This is a genomic window from Streptomyces sp. NPDC048415 (assembly GCF_040651675.1).
Lineage (GTDB): Bacteria > Actinomycetota > Actinomycetes > Streptomycetales > Streptomycetaceae > Streptomyces.
This window is the reverse complement of sequence record NZ_JBEZKJ010000003.1, coordinates 22,110-40,406: the sequence shown is the minus strand read 5'-3', so window position 1 is coordinate 40,406 and position 18,297 is coordinate 22,110. Positions and strand designations below refer to the sequence as shown.

Genomic DNA, 18,297 nt, shown 5'->3' with positions numbered 1-18,297 from the left:
CTCGGCTTGGACAACTTCGCGTCGATGCCCAAGGCCTGGGCCCGGCCGCCCCAGTAGTCGTCGAAGCGGTCGAGGGTGGCCGCGGTGGCGCCACTGGTCCCGGTGAGTACGAAGGGACCTGCGTATGCGACGAGCGCGCGGAGTCGGGCCCGGGCGAGGGGCTACTCGGCTCCCTGTTCGGCGGGCTGGGCCAGTCCCGCCGTCCACTTCTCCTCGATCCGCCCGAACTTCCACACCAGCAGGGCCACGGCCCAGGTGGCGAAGAACAGGCCGACGATGACGTAGCCGATGACATTGAGGTCGAGGCCGGAGATCCAGTCCCAGAAAGCGCCGTGCAGTCCGGCCTTCTCGGCCACCAGGCCCAGCAGTTCGACGGTGCCGATGATCAGGGCGACGGCGACCGACAGGCCGGTGATGGTGAGGTTGTAGTAGACCTTGCGGACGGGCTTGGAGAAGGCCCATCCATAGGCGAAGTTCATGAACGAGCCGTCGATGGTGTCCAGCAGCGACATGCCCGCCCCGAACAGGACGGGCAGGCACAGGATCGCGTACCAGGGAAGGCCGGACGCCGCACCGGAACCAGCCAGCACCAACAGCGCGATCTCCGTCGCCGTGTCGAAGCCGAGGCCGAAGAGCAGACCCAGCGGATACATCTGCCACGGCTTGGTGATCGACTTCATCAGACGGCCGAGGAGACGGTTCATGAACCCGCGGTTGTTCAGCTGCTCCTCCAGCGCGGCCTCGTCGAAGTGCCCGGAGCGCATCTGGCGGAAGACCTTCCAGATGCCCACCATGATCAGCAGATTGATGATCGCGATGACGTAGAGGAACGTCCCCGAGACGGTGGTGCCGATCCAGCCGGTGACGCTGTGCAGCTCCGAGTCACCGTTCTCCACCGGGCCGGCCAGCGCCTTGACGCCCAGCGAGAGCAGGAAGGCGAGCGCGAAGACGATGCTGGAGTGACCGAGCGAGAACCAGAAACCGACGGACAGCGGGCGCTGCCCCTCGTTCATCAGTTTCCGCGTCGTGTTGTCGATGGCGGCGATGTGGTCGGCGTCGAAAGCGTGCCGCATGCCCAGGGTGTAGGCGGTGATGCCGATGCCGATCCCGAAGGTCTTGGAGCCCAGGCTGTAGTGCTCGGGGGCGACGACCGCCACGAGTGTGAACCAGCCGATGACATGCAGCGCCAGAATGAACGCCGCCATCCCGCCGAGGTTCATCCATTCCCGGCGCGTCATCGACGTGCGGAAACGCTGCCAGCGGGTGGCGCTCGGCGGGGCCGTGGTGGGCGGGGCGGCGGGGACGGCGGCCATCGGGGAGGAGGTCTCTCTTTCGGGCTTTCGGGGCGGGACTGCGTCGTCCAGTTTTATGCGAGAGGCTCGTACCTGCAATCAATATGCAGCAAAGGCCCCGCCAGAACTTGACCATCCTCGCGGGGAAAGCGGGTCCGCTGCCCGGCCTCTGTGGCACCAGCACAATCACCGCATACACGCCCCACAGTGAGAAAATGAGCGCACATGTCTTCGTTGGAGAGGTTCGTTGAACGACGCGCCTCCCATCGTTTGGAGAGGTTCGTTGAACGATGCGCCTCTCTTCGTTGGAGAGGTTCCTTGGACAGGGAGGATGCCGGTGGGCCTTGACGCTGTCGCCGACGAGCTGTACGGGCTGCGGCCGGAGCAGTTCACCGCCGCACGCAGCCGGCACGCCGCGGCAGCCCGCACGGCCGGCGACCGGGGACTCGCCGAGCAGATCACCGCTCTGCGCCGCCCCAGCCTCTCCGCCTGGGCAAGCAACCTGCTGGTGCACGAGCAGCCCGACGAGGTCCACCCTCTGCTCGACCTGGGCACGGCCCTGCGACAGGCCCACAGCGAGCTGGACGGTGAGCAGCTGCGCGAGCTCGTCCACCAGCAACGGATGCTGATCCGTGCGCTGTCCCGGCAAGCCGCGCAGCTTGCCGCAGACGCCGGGCACCCCCTCGGGCAGGACGCCCAGCGCGAGGTCCAGGAAACCCTGCAGGCGGTGCTCGCCGACCCCGATGCCGCCGAGCGGTGGGCCGCGGGCCGGCTCGTCAAGCCGCTCACCCCGGCCGTCGGCTTCCCCGCCGGCATCCCGAAGGCGCCGCCGCGCCGCGGCAGCCCGTCAGCCTCTCCCGCGAAGCCGCCGCCTTCCCGGCGACGAGAGGAGTCAGCGGCGCAGGAACGGCGGCGCGAGGAGTCCGCAGCGGACAAACGGCAGCGCGAGCAATCCGCAGCGGAGAAACGGCAGCGCGAGCAGCTTGCCGAAGCTCGCCAGGCCGCCGAGGAGGCCGACCGCGAGCTGCGGACGCACGAAGCGGAGACAGAGGCGGCCGGGCGTCAGGCGCAGGAGGCCAAGGAGCGGCTGGCCACACTGCGGGAGCGTGTCACCGCACTTGCCGACGAGCTCAGTCACGCACAGGACGAGTTCGGGCAGGCCCGAGGCGACGAGCGCGCGGCGCGCGAGCGCATGCGGAAGGCGGACCGCCGGCTGCGCGATGCGCGAAGCCGCGCCGATGCGGCGACCGCGAGCATGGAACGCCTGGCCGCCGACCAGGAATCGTGAACACTCCTGAAGCAACGTCGACTCCTACGAGCGCCAGGGCATCACCCTCGCCGACCTGACGGATGACCAGAAGGCCCTGGGCACTGCCCTGTTGAGGTCGGCTCTCAGCGCGGACGGCCTGGAGACGACCGAGGAGATCCGCAAGATCAACCAGACGGCCGACGAGGCGATCAACAACACCAAGTCGTGCAACGAGGACGCCTACCACTGCACGGCTGATGGGCACCCCGCCGGCCACCGAGCCCTGGGCTTCCAGTTCGACGGCCACCACCTGGTCATGCGCCACCACCGCTGAGGGGTGCGGCCCTGGTACGCGCAACCGCAACGACACGGCGATCCGGAAAGCGTCGACCGAGCGCGCGAGTAAAGAGAAGGTATGGTCTAGTCCAAAGACCAATCTGGTCTAGTCCAAGTCATTGACGTGATCGCGACAGCGCCCGGAAGCTGGGGCCACTCCCCACTCCCCTGGAGGCACGCAGTGAGACGTCTTCGCGCAGCTCTGGGCGCGGCCGCCGCCGTCGGACTGACCGCAGTCGGCACCACCGCGCTGGTCGCGGGCAACGCCTCGGGCGCGACCACCGCGCTCAGCAACCGCTGGTACGCCGCCGCTCCCTATCTGATGCCACTGGACAACGACCCACCGGACCCGGCCGCCATCATGGACGCGACCGGCCTCAAGGCGTTCCAGCTCGCTTTCGTCCTCGCCCCCAACGGCGGTGGATGTTCCCCCACTTGGGGCGGCACGGCCGCGGTCTCCTCGGACACCACCGTGCAGTCGGTCATCAACAACATCCGAGCGAAGGGCGGCGACGTCTCCGTCTCGATCGGCGGCTACGGCGGCACCAAGCTCGGGCAGACGTGTTCGGACGCGGCCGCCACCGCGGCGGCGTACCAGCAGGTCATCACCAAGTACGGCCTGCACGCGATCGACTTCGACCTGGAGGAGCCGGAGTACGAGAACACGGCGGCGATCAAGAACGAGATCGGCGCCGCCAAGATCCTTCAGCAGAACAATCCGGGCCTCTACGTCTCCGTCACCACGGCCGGTACGGCGGACGGCACCGGCTGGTTCGGCAAGCAGATGCTGCTGGAGGCGAAGTCGCAGGGGTTCACGCCGAACAACTTCTCCATCATGCCGTTCGACGGCGGCTTCAACGGTGCTGCCTCGCAGACCAGCGCGCTCACCAACTTCAACACGATCCTCCAGTCCACCTTCGGCTGGGACCAGGCGACCGCCTACGCTCACGAAGGCTTCTCCGGCATGAACGGACGCAGCGACACCGGCGAGATGTTCTCGCAGGCCGACTTCCAGACGGTGCTGGACTACGCCACCAGCCACAACATGGACCGTTTCACCTTCTGGTCCCTCAACCGCGACCGTCAGTGCACTCCCGCCGACAACGGCGGCCGTACGTCGGGGACATGCTCCAGCGTGACGCAGAGCTCCTGGGACTTCGCGAAGTACTCAGTGAAGTTCGCCGGAGCCACGCCGCCCACCAGCACACCCACTCCGACCCCCACGCCCACACCGACCCCGCCGAGCACCGCGTGCAAGACGGCCTGGAGTTCGGCTGCGGTCTACACCGCCGGCAACGAGGTCTCGTACAACAAGCACAACTGGAAGGCCAAGTGGTGGACCCAGAACGAGACGCCCGGCGCCTCCGAGTGGGGGCCGTGGCAGGACGAGGGCGCCTGCTGACGTCGTGTCACGACAACACGGATGGTGCCGCCCGAAGCATGAGCGGCGCCATCCGGGTCAGAAAGTAAGCGCCAACCGGGACGCCTACCTCGGGCATGTCACAGCGATGTCATGACGTGCTTGATGCGGGTGTAGTCCTCGAGGCCGTACGCCGAAAGATCCTTGCCGTAGCCGGACTTCTTGTAGCCGCCGTGCGGCATCTCGGCGACCAGGATCATGTGGGTGTTGATCCATACGCAGCCGAAGTCAAGGCGCTTCGACATGCGCATCGCGCGTGCGTGGTCCTTCGTCCAGACGGAGGAGGCGAGAGCGTAGTCGACGCCGTTGGCCCACTCCACGGCCTGCGCCTCGTCGGTGAAGGACTGGACGGTGATGACGGGGCCGAAGACCTCGTTCTGGATGATCTCGTCGTCCTGCTGGAGCCCGGAGACGACGGTGGGGGCGTAGAAGTAGCCCTGGTCGCCGACGCGGTGACCGCCTGCCTCGACCTTGGCGTGCGAGGGGAGCCGGTCGACGAAACCACTCACCTGGGCGAGCTGATGGACGTTGTTGAGCGGACCGAAGAGCACGCCCTCCTCGTCGATACCACCGGTCTTGATGTCGGCGGCGGCCTTGGCCAGCGCGGCGACGAACTCATCGTGGACGGACTCGTGCACCAGCACCCGGGTGGCGGCCGTACAGTCCTGTCCGGCGTTGAAGAATCCCGCCGTTGTGATGCCCTCGACGGCCTGCGCGATGTCCGCGTCGTCGAAGACGAGCACGGGCGCCTTGCCGCCGAGCTCCAGGTGGACGCGCTTGACATCCTTGGCGGCGCTCTCGGCGACCTGGATGCCGGCACGCACGGAACCGGTGATGGCGGCCATGGCCGGCACCGGGTGCTCGACCATGAGCTGCCCGGTGTCCCGGTCGCCGCACACGACGTTGAGCACACCGGCGGGCAGATCCAGCTCCTTGAGTACGCCACCGACGATCCCGGCGAGCAGCACCGTGGACGCGGGCGTGGTGTCCGAGGGCTTGAGGACCACGGTGTTGCCTGCCGCGATCGCGGGCGCGAACTTCCACACCGCCGTCATCATCGGGTAGTTCCAGGGTGCGACCTGGGCGCACACACCGATCGGCTCCCGCCTGATGATGGAGGTCAGGCCCTCGGCGTACTCCCCCGCTGCCTTGCCCTCCAGCAGGCGCGCGGCACCCGCGAAGAAGCGCAACTGGTCGACCATGGGAACGATCTCTTCGGTCCTGGTCATGGCGCGGGGCTTGCCGGTGTCGCGGCACTCCGCCTCGACCAGCTCCTCAGCGCGGTCCTCGACAGCGTCCGCGATCTTCAGGAGCAGCTTCTGCCGGACACTGGGGATGGAGTCGCACCACACAGGAAAGGCCGCTGCTGCGGCTGCCATCGCCGCGTCGACGTCTGCCGCCCCCGAGAGCGGTGAACTCGCGTACACCTCACCGGTGGTGGGGTCGACGACCGGCAGCGTGCGACCGTCCTTCGCGTCGACGAATTCCCCGTCGATGTAATTGCGCAGCGTGCGGATTTCGCTCACGACGTTCTGTACTCCTCGTGACGTGTGGGAATCGTAGGGATGCGGGAAATCCGCTGTCGGGCCGACTGGACAATGGCGATGACGCAGCGCCCAAGGGGTGAGGGCGGCCGTGAGACTGCGTTCCGGTTGTGCCGGATATGGGGGGGCAGGCCCGGACGGCGCGGAATTGGCGACTTCCGCGTCGGCGGGCCACGCCGGAGGGACAGCAACTGAGGAACGGATGACCTGACCAGGCCTGGTCGTCGTCCCAGGCCAGTGACGCTATCTGCCACCCGACCAGCCCAGAAGTGGTGGATTCATCCACAGCCACGGGGGCCTTATGGATGATCTGCACACTCACCAAGGCCGTGTCGTCGGGCAGGACGACGGGATGTCCGCCTGCGGCACGAGCGGTGCATCCACGAGAAATCAATCATTGACGCGCCGAGGACATGTACTTACTGTTGCGCCACGCGGTCGCCGGGCTGACGCAGACCGCGTGTACCGGATCGTTCCCTTTTCCGCGGATCGCCTGATCGTGATGGCGGATGCGAACGAGTTCCGAATTCATGGCCGTTGGCGACGGCTATGGGCTCCGCGGGTCGCACTCCGGCCTGTCCGCTCATGACACGGATCGCAGTTGACGGACCCCCTCTTTCCCCCTTTGGTGCTGACCCCTGCAGCGCCCCGCATTGATCGCGTACCACACCTGTCATGGGTGTGCGCCGACACGGGGCCGTCGTGTTCCAAGAAAGGCATGGCCACAATGAACGAGCAGTCACACAGAAGCATGAGCCGGCGGTCGATCCTGCGGGCGGCCGGAGGCTCCGCGCTGGCGGCACCCTTCGCGGGGGGTCTGCTCACCGCGTGCAGCACCAAGTCGACCCCGTCGGCCAAGCCGAACACCACGGTGACCGTCACCTCGTACGGCGGCTCGTACAACGACCAGCTGACGAAGACCCTGCTCAAGCCCTTCGAGAAGAAGTCGGGTGTGCGCCCGTCGCTGCTGGCCAACACCAGCCTCGCCGGGCTCAAGACCCAGGTGCAGTCCGGCGATGTCCAGTGGGATCTGGTGGAGTTGACCGCGCCGGAATACCTCCAGGCCGTCGACGAGGGGCTGTTGGAGAAGCTGGACTACGGCGTCATCAACGACAAGGGGCTGCCGTCCTACGCGAAGGCCGACTACGGCATCAAGTATCTGAGCTTCCTTTTCGTGATGGCCTGGGACCAAAAGCACATCTCCGATGCGCAGGCACCGAAGAATTGGGAGCAGTTCCTGGACCAGGGGCGCTACAAGGGCAAGCGTTCCGTCTACTCGCAGTTGTCCGACAGTTCGGTCCTGGAGGCGGCACGACTCGCCGCGGGCGTGCCGTTCGACAAGATCTACCCACTCGACGTGGATGCCGCCCTGACGTACCTGGCCCAGCACCCCGGGCGCGACAGGCTGATCTACCACGCGGCCAATCAGGAGCCGATCCAGCAGCTGACCTCGGGTGAGGTCGCGCTGTCGACCAGCTTCAACAACCGGATCAGCGCCGCCCGCAAGGACGGGGCGAGGCTGAACTTCACCGCCAGGAACAGTGTCGTCGCGGGCGACTACTTCGTGGTCCCCAAGGGCGCCAGGAACAAGGAGGCGGCCTTCCGGCTCCTGGACTTCATGAGCAACGACGCCGCGGCAGGCGCCGACTTCATCCAGACCACCAACCTCACCCTGGCCAACACCCCGGCTCTGGCCGAGCTGCCTTCCTCGGTGGCCGATTCCCTGCCCACCAGCCCCAAGCTGGCGGGCTCCATCCTGGTACGCGACGACGCCTGGTGGGCGAAGAACCTCAAGGCGACCGAGCAGCGCTTCAAGCTGTGGCAGGCGGGCAGCTGATGACGTCCACCGTCACGTCCGCCGCGGCTTCCGCATCCGCTTCGGTCGGTACCGATGCGCCGCGGCGGCGCCGGCGCCCGCGCGGCACATGGTTGCTGCTGCTGGCGCCCGCACTCGCCTTCGACGCCGTACTCTTCCTGACCCCTCTCGGCAAACTCGTCGCGGCGAGCACCGAGGGCGACGCCTACCAGCGCGTGCTGAAGGACCCGTTGGTGTCGCGGTCGCTGCTCAACACCTTCGAGATCAGCGCCCTGTCGACGCTCGCCACGGTCGTGCTCGGCTATCTGCTGGCCCTGGTGATCTGGCGGCGCGGGCCGCTGGCGCGGGTCATCCTCTTCGCTCTGGTGCTCCTGCCCTTCTGGACGGGCGTCCTGGTGAAGAACTTCGCCTGGGCGGTCCTGCTGCAGGACAACGGCCTGGTGAACAGCGCGCTGCAAGGGCTCGGTATCACCGATGCCCCGCTGAGCCTGCTCCACAACCGCTTCGCAGTCGTGCTCGGCATGGTGCACTACCTGCTGCCCTACGCCGTCTTCCCGATCTTCGCGGCCCTGGCAGCGATCGACGACCGGCTCGAACTGGCGGCCCGGTCGCTCGGGGCGGGCGAGGCGTCGGTCTTCCGGCGGATCATCCTGCCCCTGACCGTTCCGGGGGTGTCCGCCGCGGGTCTGCTGGTGTTCATCATCAGTACGGGATTCTTCATCACGCCCGTCGTGCTCGGCGGCCCCGGCGACATGATGATCGCCAATCAGATCGATTTCTACGCAAGGCAGTTGACCGACTTCGCCGGTGCGTCGGCGCTCGCGCTGCTGCTGACCGTCATCGTCAGCGTGCTCGTCGCGATCTACCAGCGGATCCTTCGTGCGGGAGGCGAATATGAGGCCCACTAGACCTCGGCATGTGTCCTCCCTGATCGCCTCGGTGCCGGTCTTCGTCTTCCTGGTGGTGCCGACGCTGATCGTTGTGCCCGTGGCGTTCACCGGCAGCCGCTACATCGCGTTCCCGCCCCGGCAGTTGTCCACCGAGGCGGTCACCGGATTCTTCAGCGACCAGGCGTGGATGTCGGCACTGTCCGCGAGCCTGCAGGCGGCCGGTATGGCGGTGGTGATCGCGGTGCTGCTCGGCGGGACGGCCGCGGTGGCGCTGCACGGGCGTACGTTCCCCGGGAAGGCGGCGGTCACGGGCGTCCTGCTCGCGCCGATGATCGTGCCCGCGGTGGTGCTGGCTCTGGCGTTCTACCAGTTCTTCATCTCCCTCGGCATGGTGGGGACGGTCCTGCCGATCGGCCTGGCCCATGCCGTGATCGCCGTACCGTACGCCTTCCTCACCGTGCGGGCCAGCCTCGCCGGGCTGAACCCGGCGCTGGTCCACTCGGCGAGCAGCCTGGGCGCGGGAGCGTTCTCCGTCATGCGGTTCGTCTATCTCCCGGTCATCCGGCCGGGGCTCATCGCGGGAGCCCTGTTCGCCTTCTCGGTGTCCATCGACGAGACGGTCATAGCGCTGTTCCTGCAGTCCCCGAACGCGACGACGCTGCCGGTGAAGATGTTCACCGACATCCAGTACAACCTCACCCCCAAGATCGCGGTCTCCTCGGCGATGCTCGTCACCGTCGCCACGCTCGGTCTGCTCGTACAGGTCTGCTTCACCATCCGCCGCCGCTCCGTCGCGCGGCTGCTCCCCTTCACCGCCCCCGAACAGACAGGGTGAACCATGACGACCACGAGCACACAGCAGGCATCCGCCTCAACTCCCCACGAGGAGCGGCGTGGTGCCATCGAGCTGCGGGGCGTTCGCAAGATGTACGGGAACGTCGCCGCCGTCGACGATCTCGATCTGTCGGTCGCTCCCGGCGAGTTCGTCACCCTGCTCGGGCCGAGCGGTTCGGGCAAGACCACGACGATGATGATGGTCGCCGGCTTCGAGGAACTCACCTCCGGCACGGTGCTGATCGACGGCGAACCGGTGGACCGGCTGCCTCCCAAGGACCGCAACCTCGGCGTCGTCTTCCAGAGTTACGCCCTGTTCCCCCACATGAGCGCCGCCGAGAACGTCGAGTTCCCGCTCCGTATGCGGGGGGTCCAGCGCGGCGAGCGGCGGGGCCGCGCGGAGGAGGCACTCGCCCGCGTCGGTCTGGCCGGGCTCGGCGACCGTCGTCCGCGTCAGATGTCCGGCGGTCAGCAGCAGCGCGTCGCGCTCGCCCGCGCCCTCGTCTTCAACCCCGCGGCCCTTCTCCTGGACGAGCCGATGGCTGCCCTGGACAAGCGCCTGCGCGAGCAGATGCAGGACGAGGTCAAGACACTGCAGCAGTCGCTCGGCATCTCCGTCCTGTTCGTCACCCATGACCAGGACGAGGCCATGTCCATGTCCGACAGGATCGTGGTCATGCGCGACGGCAGGATCGTGCAGGAGGGTGCCCCCGAGGACGTGTACGCGCATCCGCGGACCGACTGGGTGGCCAACTTCCTCGGCGACACCAACTTGCTGCCCTGCACGGTACTGGAGCGCAAGGACGGCGAGGCCGTCGTCGATCTCGGCGCCTGGGGAGTGGGCCGGGTACGCGACCGCGGGGCCAAGGGCGAGGCGTACGCGGTCTCCATCCGCCCCGAGCATCTGCGGTTCGTCGACGCCGACCGCACCGAGAACCGCGGCTCCGGCCGAGTTCTGTCGTCCACCAGCCTCGGTGCCACGATCCGCCACCGACTGCACGTGGGCGGCCAGGAGGTGGTCATGCGCGAACTCGGCACAGGCTCGCGCCCAACCGGCGCCGTGGACACCGATCTGACGGTCGGTTGGTCCCCGGAGGAGGCTCAGCTGCTCGTCCTGGAGACCTGAGGACTGCTTGGACGGGCCTCCCCTGGAAGCAGGCGCCGGTCCCGCCACGATGGCCGCATGGCGGGGAGGGAACTCTCAGCATGGGCCGCCGGGAGACGCGTCGTGGAGGGCCTGAGTGGCCTGCTGACGCTCCTGTGCCGGACCGAATCCGGAGGCAGGGCGGAGGTCTGTCGCCGGCTCGGGCTGCGCGATACGTACGATCACGAGAACACGGATGGTGCCTGCCGAAACTCGGCCGGCACCATTCGATCACCAAGCATGTCTCCGAGGACCCACACACGCCTTGCCCACGTCCGTGCACCGCAGACGGGCAGGGCGACCGCCTCGGGGTGGTCGGGCGGCTGACGCAGCAGCCGGGCGGTGAGAGCCGGGCTCTGGAGAGAGGTTCAGCCGCAAGCTGGTCGGTAGGTCTTCGCCCGGGAGGTCGCACTGGCCGACGACTCACCGGCCATTGGCCTGTCGGCACCAGGGCAGCCGTGGTCACCCCCGCGAGCCTTTGAGGCCGCCGCACACTGTGCGCATATCGCCCCTCCGGAGCCGCCGGTCCGCCGGTCCGCCGTCAAGCAGAGGGCCGGATGTCGACATGGTCCTCGGCGTGGGCGACGAAGTCGTCGACCAGCCGATGAAAGAGCCCGGCGAGCTGCCGCAGGTCCTCCGACGGCGGGAGCCGCCGGTCCGCCGTCAAGCAGAGGGCCGGATGTCGACATGATCCTCGGCGTGGGCGACGAAGTCGTCGACCAGCCGATGAAAGAGCCCGGCGAGCTGCCGCAGGTCCTCCGACGGCCAGTCGGCCAGAGCCACCTCCATGCCCCGGCGGCTCACCTCCCGTACACGGTCGACCGCGGCCAGGCCGGCGTCGGTGAGCTGAACGCGCTGCGCCCGGCGGTCGTCCGGATCCGGGACGCGGATCACATGGCCTGCCTTCTCCAGCTGCGCCAGCTGCCGGGTGACATGGGAAGCCTCCACCGACAGGCGGACCGCGAGAACACCGGGGCGCATCGGCTCGCTCTCGGCGATGTTCCGCAGGATCGCGACGGCGGCCCGGTCCAGTGAGAGGCCCGCCAGGGCCATCAGCCGCTCGTGCTGTCGGGCCCGCCCGGCCAGATACGCGACGCGGGTGAGGACTCGCTCGATCTCGATGACGTCCGCCGAGGCGTGCGCCGTTGCAGGTGACGTGGGGGGCATGAACCCACAGTAACAGTTTGCCTAACTTAAGCAATGTGGTGCAGTCGCCGCCGACGTCGAGAAAGTTGCTTGACTTAAGTAACTCCTCTATGTTTGCCTAACTCAAGCAAACCGGGGCCCGAACTGGGCCCCCTCCCACGGCATCCCAACCGTGGACACACGGACCGGGGCCAACTGAGCGGTATGGCCCCGACGCGCCGAACCCGTGGGGACGGGGAACGGCGCTGTCCCGGGCCCGGCGGCCGGAACACTCCCCCGTCCGCCGCCGGGTTCGAGGACACCACCGCGCCCCCGCCCCGTAAGCCCCGTATCTCCGAAGCCGGTCGTCGGCCCACCGCCGACGGAGACCGCCGACCGCTGCACGCAGCTCCCGCATTCCAAAGGAAACCCTCATGAAGTCGCTGCTCGCCTCCAAGCCCGCCCTCTGGTTCCTGTTCCTGTTCAACCTCACCGTCGCCCTGGCGGCGCCCTTCGTCATAGACGGCTCCCAGGGCATCGCGACCTCCCTCGGCATGGCCGTCGTCTCCCTCGGCGCCGGCATGAGCCTTCTGCGCGGCCGCAGAGAGCGACAGCAGTACCGAGCCTGACGGGTCCTCTCCCGGCGCGGGCGGACAACTCCGGCGCGACTGAGCCATCACACCTCCAATACCTCCAATACCTCCAGAAGGAAAACCTCCCCATGGCAACGATGAAGTCCGTACAGACCGGCATGGTCGGCAAGGTCGACGTCGTCGACATCGGGCGCCCGGTGCCCGGCCCCAAGGACGCACTCATCCGGATTCGCGCCTGCGGCATCTGCGGCACCGACACGCACTTCCTCTACCTCGGCGGCATCCCGTTCGGCCCGGGCGGCTCGATGATCCCCCTGCCGCTCGGCCACGAAACCGCCGGGGAGATCGTCGAGGTGGGCGCGGAGGTCGCGGACCTGAACGTCGGCGACCGGGTGGTCGTCAACCCGCAGGACGCGCCCACCGGGATCATCGGCTGCGGTGGCAGGTTCGGCGGGATGAGTGAGTATCTGCTCGTCGAGAACGCCGTCGTGGGCAAGAGTGTCGCGGTCTTCCCCCACACCGTGCCCTTCGACGTCGCCGCGCTCAACGAGCCGATGGCCGTCGCCCGGCACTGCGTCAACCGGTCCGAGGCCAAACCGGCCGACAAGGTCGTGGTGTTCGGGGCGGGGCCAATCGGCCTGGGCGCCACCATCTGGCTGAAGCTGCGCGGCGTCGAGCACGTGGTCGTCGCCGACGTCATCCCCGAGCGGCTGGAGACGGCGCTGGCCGTCGGCGCGGACGCCGTCATCAACTCCGCGCAGGAGGACGTCACCGCCCGGCTCGCGGAGTTGCACGGCCAGGCCGCCAACGCCCTTGGCCAGCCCCGCGCCGGAACCGACATCTACATCGATGCCGCCGGTGCCGCCGGCGTCTTCAACGCCACCATCGCCTCCGCCAAGTGGGGCGCCAAGCTGGTCATGGTCGCCGTACAGAAGAAGGGCGCCGACATCGACCTCGGGGGCATGCTCCGCAGCGAGCTCACCCTCATCGCCTCCCAGGGCTACCCCACCGAGATCTTCGAAGTCACGGCCGAAATCGCCGAGCACCACGAGCGGTTCGCGAAGCTGATCAGTCATCGCGTCCCCTTCGCCGATGTCACGCAGGCCTTCGAGCTCACGCTGACGCCGGGAGCGGCCGAGAAGGTCGTCGTCACCTTCGACGACCAGCCGTAGGAACCCCTCCGCCGCGCGCGCACCCCTGCGCGCGGGGCGGCCTGCTGGCTCTCGAGGCAGGAGCGGCCCCTGGTCACTGTCGTCCGCAGCACATGACTGGTTGTTCGACCGGATCCGGCACGGCCGCCCACCCCACGGTCCGTCAAGGGTCTGTTCAGTCGGCCCGCCGTCGCGGCCACATCACCGGACAGGAACCCACGCCATGACCGACAGCCTGCAGCGGCGGCTGGACAGCCATCCCCACATCGTTGACATGTCACTGGCGGCACTGCTCTTCGCCTGTTCCGTCCCCGGCAGCATGATCGCGCTCCCCGACTCCGACTTGGGAGTCCCGTGGTGGCCCGGCGTGCTGCTGGCGGGCATCTCGTGCACCGCTCTGCTGTGGCGGCGCGGCCGTCCCCACACCACGGCGGTACTGACCACGGTCTGTGCCCTGATCGTGGCCGTGCTCGGCTGCATCCTCACCGTCCTGCTGCCGGCACCGCTCATGCTCGCGCTGTACTCACTGGCCGTCCGCACCGGCCGGAGAACCGCGAACACCTTCACCTTCTGGGGAATCGCCCTGCTGATGACCACCGCACTCGTCGTCGGACCCACCGATGAACCTCTGGTCCTCAAGTTGCTCGGCCCCGCGTTCTGGCTGCTGCTGCCCACCTCCCTCGGCACCGTGACCCGGTTTCGCGCGGTCTGCCTGGAGGCCGTGCAAGCCCGCGCCGAACACGCGGAACGAACGCGCGAGAAGGAAGCCCGGCACCGCGTCACCGAGGAGCGCATGCGCATCGCCCGGGACCTGCACGACGTCGTCGCCCACCACCTCGTCCTGGCCCACATCCAGGCCGGGACCCTCGTCCGCCTGATGCGAACCCGGCCGGACGAGGCCGAGAGGATCGTCGCCGACCTCATCGGGAGCACCTCCTCGGCGCTGCGCGAACTCAAGGCCACCGTCGGGCTGCTGCGCCACGCGGACGACGTGGACAATCCTCTGGCGGCCACCGAATCCACCACCCCCGGGCTCGGGCAGCTCTCCGACCTGACCGCGTCGTTCCGGCACGCCGGGCTCACCGTCACGGTCATCACCGAGGGAGAGCCGCGCCCGCTCTCCACCGGGGCGGACCTCACGGCGTACCGCATCGTGCAGGAAGCCCTCACCAACGTCACCAAGCACGCGGTCACCCCCTCGGCCGAGGTGCGGCTCACCTACTCCCCCGACCGGCTGGGCATCACCGTCACCAACGACACGGGTAGGGCATCACCGTCTTCTCCCACTCCGAACAGCGGCTACGGCCTCATCGGCATGCGCGAGCGGGCCCACTCCGCGGGCGGCCGCCTCCGCGTGGGCCACCGCCCGCAGGGCGGCTTCGAAGTCGAGATCGAGCTGCCGCTGCATCCGCACGCTCCCGAAGAAGTCCCGGCTCCATGACCCTTCCCGCGGCTGACCGGCCAGGCGAGACAGCCGACGAAACATGAACTTGCTTTAGTTAAGCAATCCACTTATGCTTGCGTAAGTTAAGCAATCTAGCTCGTACCGACGGAGGCCCTGCCATGTCCGACGCCCTTCCCCGATCCGCCGAGGCCGGAGGTTCCGCACCTCCGCGGTCGGCCGCCGTGGTGGCGGTGCTGGCATTCGCCGGGATCGTCGTCTCGCTGATGCAGACCCTGGTGATCCCGATCGTCCCGGAGCTTCCGAAGTACCTCCACGCCTCCGCGTCGAACACCGCCTGGGCGGTCACCGCGACCCTGCTCGCCGCAGCCGTCGCCACTCCCGTGGTCGGGCGCCTGGGCGACATGTTCGGCAAGCGCCGCATGCTCATGGTCAGCACCGTGCTACTGGTGTCCGGCTCGGTCGTCTGCGCGCTGAGCGAGTCACTCGTCCCGATGGTCATCGGCCGCACCCTGCAGGGTCTGGCGGCGGCCGTCGTCCCGCTCGGCATCAGCATCATGCGCGACGTCCTGCCCGCCGAGAAGCTCGCCGGCTCCACCGCGCTGATGAGCGCCTCGCTGGGTGTCGGCGGCGCACTCGGTCTGCCGTCGGCCGCGTTCATCGCCGACAACTACAGCTGGCACGTCCTGTTCTGGACGTCCGCCGCTCTCGGCGTCGTCGCCCTCGCGCTGGTGATGACGATCGTGCCCGAGTCGAAGGTCCGCGCCGGCGGCCGCTTCGACCTCATCGGCTCGCTCGGCCTGTCGGCCGCGCTGGTGTCCCTGCTGCTGGCCATCTCCAAGGGCGCCGACTGGGGCTGGACCAGCGCCACCACCCTCGGCCTGTTCACCGCCGCGATCGCGATCTTCTTGATATGGGGCTGGTATGAGCTGCGGACCGGCAAGCCGCTGGTCGACCTGCGCACCCTCGCCCGTCGCCAGGTCCTCTTCACCAACCTCGCCTCCGTCGCCTTCGGCTTCTCGATGTTCGCCATGTCGCTCGTGCTGCCGCAGCTGCTCCAGCTGCCGTCGCAGACCGGCTACGGCCTGGGCAAGTCGATGATGACCGTCGGTCTGGTCCTCGCCCCGCAGGGCCTGGTCATGATGGGCATGGCGCCGATCTCCGCCGCCATCACCAAGACCAAGGGCCCGAAGATCACCCTGATGCTGGGCGCGGTCATCGTGGCCGCCGGATACGGCCTGAACATCCTGCTGATGTCCGAGGTCTGGCACCTCATCCTGGTCTCCTGCATCATCGGCGCCGGCGTCGGCTTCGCCTACGGCGCCATGCCCGCCCTGATCATGGGCGCCGTGCCCGCCTCCGAGACGGCCGCGGCGAACAGCCTCAACACCCTGATGCGCTCCATGGGTACGTCGTTCGCCAGCGCCCTCGCCGGCGTGATCCTCGCCCAGATGACCACCAACTTCGGTAGCACCGCCCTGCCTTCCGAGAATGGCTTCAAGATCGTCATGGCCATCGGTGCCGGTGCGGCCGTCCTCGCCTTCTTCCTCGCCTCCTTCCTCCCGCGCCGGCGCACCGCCGCCACGGCCGCACCGACGGCCGGGGACACGGCCGAGCCCGCGGCGGTCGCCGCGACGTCGTAACGACACCGCCTGCTCGGGGCCCGCTGATCGTGAACAGGCGATCGGCGGGCCCAAGCCGGTCATCACACGTGCGCGACGGTTCCGATGGGTCCCGCCGACGATCCCCGGGTCGCCGTCGACCCGTACGGAAGGGTGCACGGCATCAGGGGCCTGAGGGTCGCGGACACCTCGATCCTGCCCGCGGCTCCGCTGCGCGGCCCCGCGGCAACCGCCGCCCTGATCGGCGAACTCATTGCGGGCGCCATGCGGCGTGACGTGTCGTGAGGCGACTCACGCCGAACCGACTGCCTGCCTGGCCATCCGACCTCGGCGAGGCGGTCAAGGAGGCCATCTCCGGGCCGGGCGGTCACGTGATCGACATGCGACCCGGGACAATCATTGCCATGACCGAGGGCATGGACGACGCCGAGAGCCGCCTGACCAGGATCGAGCGGCTGCTGGAGAGCGGCGAGCGCGGTGTGGCACCCGCGTGGCGCCGGGCGACGCGCGGGGAGCCGCGCTGGGCGGTGACCGCCGTGATCCTGGTGGCCGTCACCCTCCAGCTGATGCTGCCGCACCGGCTCACGCTCCAGCCGTACTGGGCGCTGCCGGTGCTGGAAGTGGTGCTGCTGGCCGGCCTGATCGCCGCGAACCCCCGGCGGGTCGAGCCCCGGACCCGGTGGCTGCGGTGGCTGGGCCTGGCCCTGATCGGCGTGATCAGCCTGGCCAACGGCTGGGCGGCGGTTCGGCTGGTGGCGGGCCTGGTGAACGGCACCGAGGGGAACGAGGCCGGACCGCTGCTGCTCGGCGGCGGCGGCATCTGGCTGACGAACGTCATCGTGTTCGCCCTGTGGTACTGGGAGTGGGACCGCGGCGGACCGATGGCGCGGGTCCGCGGTCACCACCAGTTCGCCGACTTCCTCTTCGTACAGATGCAGAGCCCGGAGACCGCGCCGCCGGACTGGGAGCCGGCGTTCCTGGACTACCTGTACCTGTCGTTCACCAACTCCACCGCCTTCAGCCCGACGGACGTGATGCCGCTGTCGCGCTGGGCCAAGATGCTGATGATGCTGCAGTCCTCGGTCTCCCTGGTGACGGTGGTCCTGGTGGTGGCCCGGGCCGTGAACACCCTGGGCTGACGGCGCAGCACTCACTCCGGGCCGCCCTGGAGGCAGGCGCCGGCCAAGCGGGGCATCCGGGAGACCCTGAACAACGAGTCCGAACTCTTCCTCGCCTGCCGGGACTCGATGCAGCAGACCCGCCGGCCTCGGCGGCGTCCGCACCGCACGCTGAGCCAACCACCCCTGTCCGCATGATTTCCCCCCAGTACTGCATTCTGTATACTGTCGCCATCAAATGGCCCGGCTCGGAGGCGACATGGAAGATCTGGATCCCGAGGTGGTGCTGGGGATGGCTGCCCAGGCACCCGACGGCATAGTGATCATCGACAGTGAAGGCCTGATCCGCTATTGGAACCGGGGCGCGGAGCGCATCTTCGGGTTCTCGGCGGCCGAGGCGGCCGGTCGCAACCTGGACATCATCATCCCGGAAAAACACCGGCGGCGTCATTGGGACGGCTTTCGGACGGCCATGGACCGCGGGGCCACCAAGTACGGGGAAGCGGACCTCCTGACGGTTCCCGCGCTGGCGGCGGACGGCAGCACCTTGTCCATCGAGTTCAGCGTGGTGCTGCTGTCCGCTCCAGACGGCGGCGCGCACGTCGGAGCGGTCATCCGGGATGTCACCGCGCGACGGGCACGGGAGCGGGAGATGATGCGGCGGCGGGCCGAAGCCACCGCAGACCGTACAACGGTCTGAGGTGCCCTGAGCGGGGAAGCGGTCGCGGCCTTCGGGGCCGCGGCCGCTTCTGACGTACAGG

Annotated in this window: 16 protein-coding genes and 2 pseudogenes; 14 read left to right on the top strand and 4 right to left on the bottom strand. The window is 68.5% G+C overall.

The window, feature by feature from the left end:
- Positions 1-161: 161 nt before the first annotated feature.
- A complete protein-coding gene (locus tag AB0D27_RS03295) occupies positions 162-1,238 on the bottom strand; it encodes a HoxN/HupN/NixA family nickel/cobalt transporter (RefSeq protein ID WP_362501874.1) in 1,077 nt (358 codons plus the stop codon).
- A gap of 391 nt (positions 1,239-1,629) precedes the next feature.
- Between AB0D27_RS03295 and AB0D27_RS03290 the strand changes: the two genes are divergently transcribed.
- The 3 genes and pseudogenes from AB0D27_RS03290 to AB0D27_RS03280 all read left to right on the top strand — a co-directional run bounded on the left by AB0D27_RS03290 (position 1,630) and on the right by AB0D27_RS03280 (position 4,279).
- The gene (locus tag AB0D27_RS03290; RefSeq protein WP_362501491.1) at positions 1,630-2,580 is read left to right on the top strand and encodes a hypothetical protein; all 951 of its coding nucleotides are present in this window, start codon (positions 1,630-1,632) and stop codon (positions 2,578-2,580) included.
- Positions 2,581-2,605: 25 nt separating this feature from the next.
- Positions 2,606-2,875: pseudogene (locus AB0D27_RS03285) on the top strand (DUF3500 domain-containing protein); the annotation flags it as partial.
- A gap of 183 nt (positions 2,876-3,058) precedes the next feature.
- Positions 3,059-4,279 carry a carbohydrate-binding protein gene (locus AB0D27_RS03280; RefSeq protein WP_362501489.1) on the top strand — a complete coding sequence of 407 codons (1,221 nt, stop codon included), beginning with the start codon at positions 3,059-3,061 and terminating at the stop codon, positions 4,277-4,279.
- 98 nt (positions 4,280-4,377) lie between these two features.
- Here the strand turns inward: AB0D27_RS03280 and AB0D27_RS03275 are convergent, their stop codons facing one another.
- Positions 4,378-5,823: a gamma-aminobutyraldehyde dehydrogenase gene (locus tag AB0D27_RS03275; RefSeq protein WP_362501487.1), complete on the bottom strand. Its 1,446-nt coding sequence runs from the start codon at positions 5,821-5,823 to the stop codon at positions 4,378-4,380.
- 769 nt (positions 5,824-6,592) lie between these two features.
- On the opposite strand from AB0D27_RS03275, the gene AB0D27_RS03270 reads away from it, so the two are divergent.
- From AB0D27_RS03270 to AB0D27_RS03255, 4 genes are read left to right on the top strand one after another with little or no spacing between them, the layout of a single operon-like run.
- Entirely contained in the window at positions 6,593-7,678 is a 1,086-nt protein-coding gene (locus AB0D27_RS03270) for an extracellular solute-binding protein (RefSeq protein WP_362501485.1), read from the top strand.
- The gene (locus AB0D27_RS03265) at positions 7,678-8,565 is read left to right on the top strand and encodes an ABC transporter permease (RefSeq protein WP_362501483.1); all 888 of its coding nucleotides are present in this window, start codon (positions 7,678-7,680) and stop codon (positions 8,563-8,565) included. Before AB0D27_RS03270 ends, AB0D27_RS03265 begins: the two co-directional genes overlap by 1 nt.
- Before the next feature lie 10 nt (positions 8,566-8,575).
- Positions 8,576-9,382: an ABC transporter permease gene (locus AB0D27_RS03260; protein ID WP_362501481.1), complete on the top strand. Its 807-nt coding sequence runs from the start codon at positions 8,576-8,578 to the stop codon at positions 9,380-9,382.
- A 3-nt stretch (positions 9,383-9,385) separates the two neighbouring features.
- Positions 9,386-10,507 carry an ABC transporter ATP-binding protein gene (locus tag AB0D27_RS03255; RefSeq protein WP_362501479.1) on the top strand — a complete coding sequence of 374 codons (1,122 nt, stop codon included), beginning with the start codon at positions 9,386-9,388 and terminating at the stop codon, positions 10,505-10,507.
- A 559-nt stretch (positions 10,508-11,066) separates the two neighbouring features.
- Here the strand turns inward: AB0D27_RS03255 and AB0D27_RS03250 are convergent.
- A complete protein-coding gene (locus tag AB0D27_RS03250; protein ID WP_362501477.1) occupies positions 11,067-11,192 on the bottom strand; it encodes a hypothetical protein in 126 nt (41 codons plus the stop codon).
- A complete protein-coding gene (locus tag AB0D27_RS03245) occupies positions 11,189-11,692 on the bottom strand; it encodes a MarR family transcriptional regulator (RefSeq protein ID WP_362501475.1) in 504 nt (167 codons plus the stop codon). Before AB0D27_RS03245 ends, AB0D27_RS03250 begins: the two co-directional genes overlap by 4 nt.
- A gap of 392 nt (positions 11,693-12,084) precedes the next feature.
- On the opposite strand from AB0D27_RS03245, the gene AB0D27_RS03240 reads away from it, so the two are divergent.
- The 7 genes and pseudogenes from AB0D27_RS03240 (at position 12,085) to AB0D27_RS03210 (ending at position 18,236) form a co-directional block, all read left to right on the top strand.
- Complete coding sequence (locus tag AB0D27_RS03240; protein WP_362501473.1) at positions 12,085-12,279, top strand: hypothetical protein; 195 nt, start codon at positions 12,085-12,087, stop codon at positions 12,277-12,279.
- Positions 12,280-12,371: 92 nt separating this feature from the next.
- On the top strand, positions 12,372-13,415 hold the full coding sequence (locus AB0D27_RS03235; protein ID WP_362501471.1) for a zinc-binding dehydrogenase: 1,044 nt from the start codon (positions 12,372-12,374) through the stop codon (positions 13,413-13,415).
- A gap of 202 nt (positions 13,416-13,617) precedes the next feature.
- On the top strand, positions 13,618-14,835 hold the full coding sequence (locus AB0D27_RS03230) for a sensor histidine kinase (protein ID WP_362501469.1): 1,218 nt from the start codon (positions 13,618-13,620) through the stop codon (positions 14,833-14,835).
- 122 nt (positions 14,836-14,957) lie between these two features.
- Positions 14,958-16,439, top strand: coding sequence for an MFS transporter (locus AB0D27_RS03225; RefSeq protein WP_362501467.1), 1,482 nt, complete (start codon positions 14,958-14,960; stop codon positions 16,437-16,439).
- A gap of 54 nt (positions 16,440-16,493) precedes the next feature.
- Positions 16,494-16,703: pseudogene (locus AB0D27_RS03220) on the top strand (GMC oxidoreductase); the annotation flags it as partial.
- A 119-nt stretch (positions 16,704-16,822) separates the two neighbouring features.
- Positions 16,823-17,557, top strand: coding sequence for a hypothetical protein (locus AB0D27_RS03215; RefSeq protein WP_362501465.1), 735 nt, complete (start codon positions 16,823-16,825; stop codon positions 17,555-17,557).
- 238 nt (positions 17,558-17,795) lie between these two features.
- Positions 17,796-18,236, top strand: a complete 441-nt coding sequence (locus tag AB0D27_RS03210; RefSeq protein ID WP_362501463.1) for a PAS domain S-box protein — start codon at positions 17,796-17,798, stop codon at positions 18,234-18,236.
- Positions 18,237-18,297 lie beyond the last annotated feature (61 nt).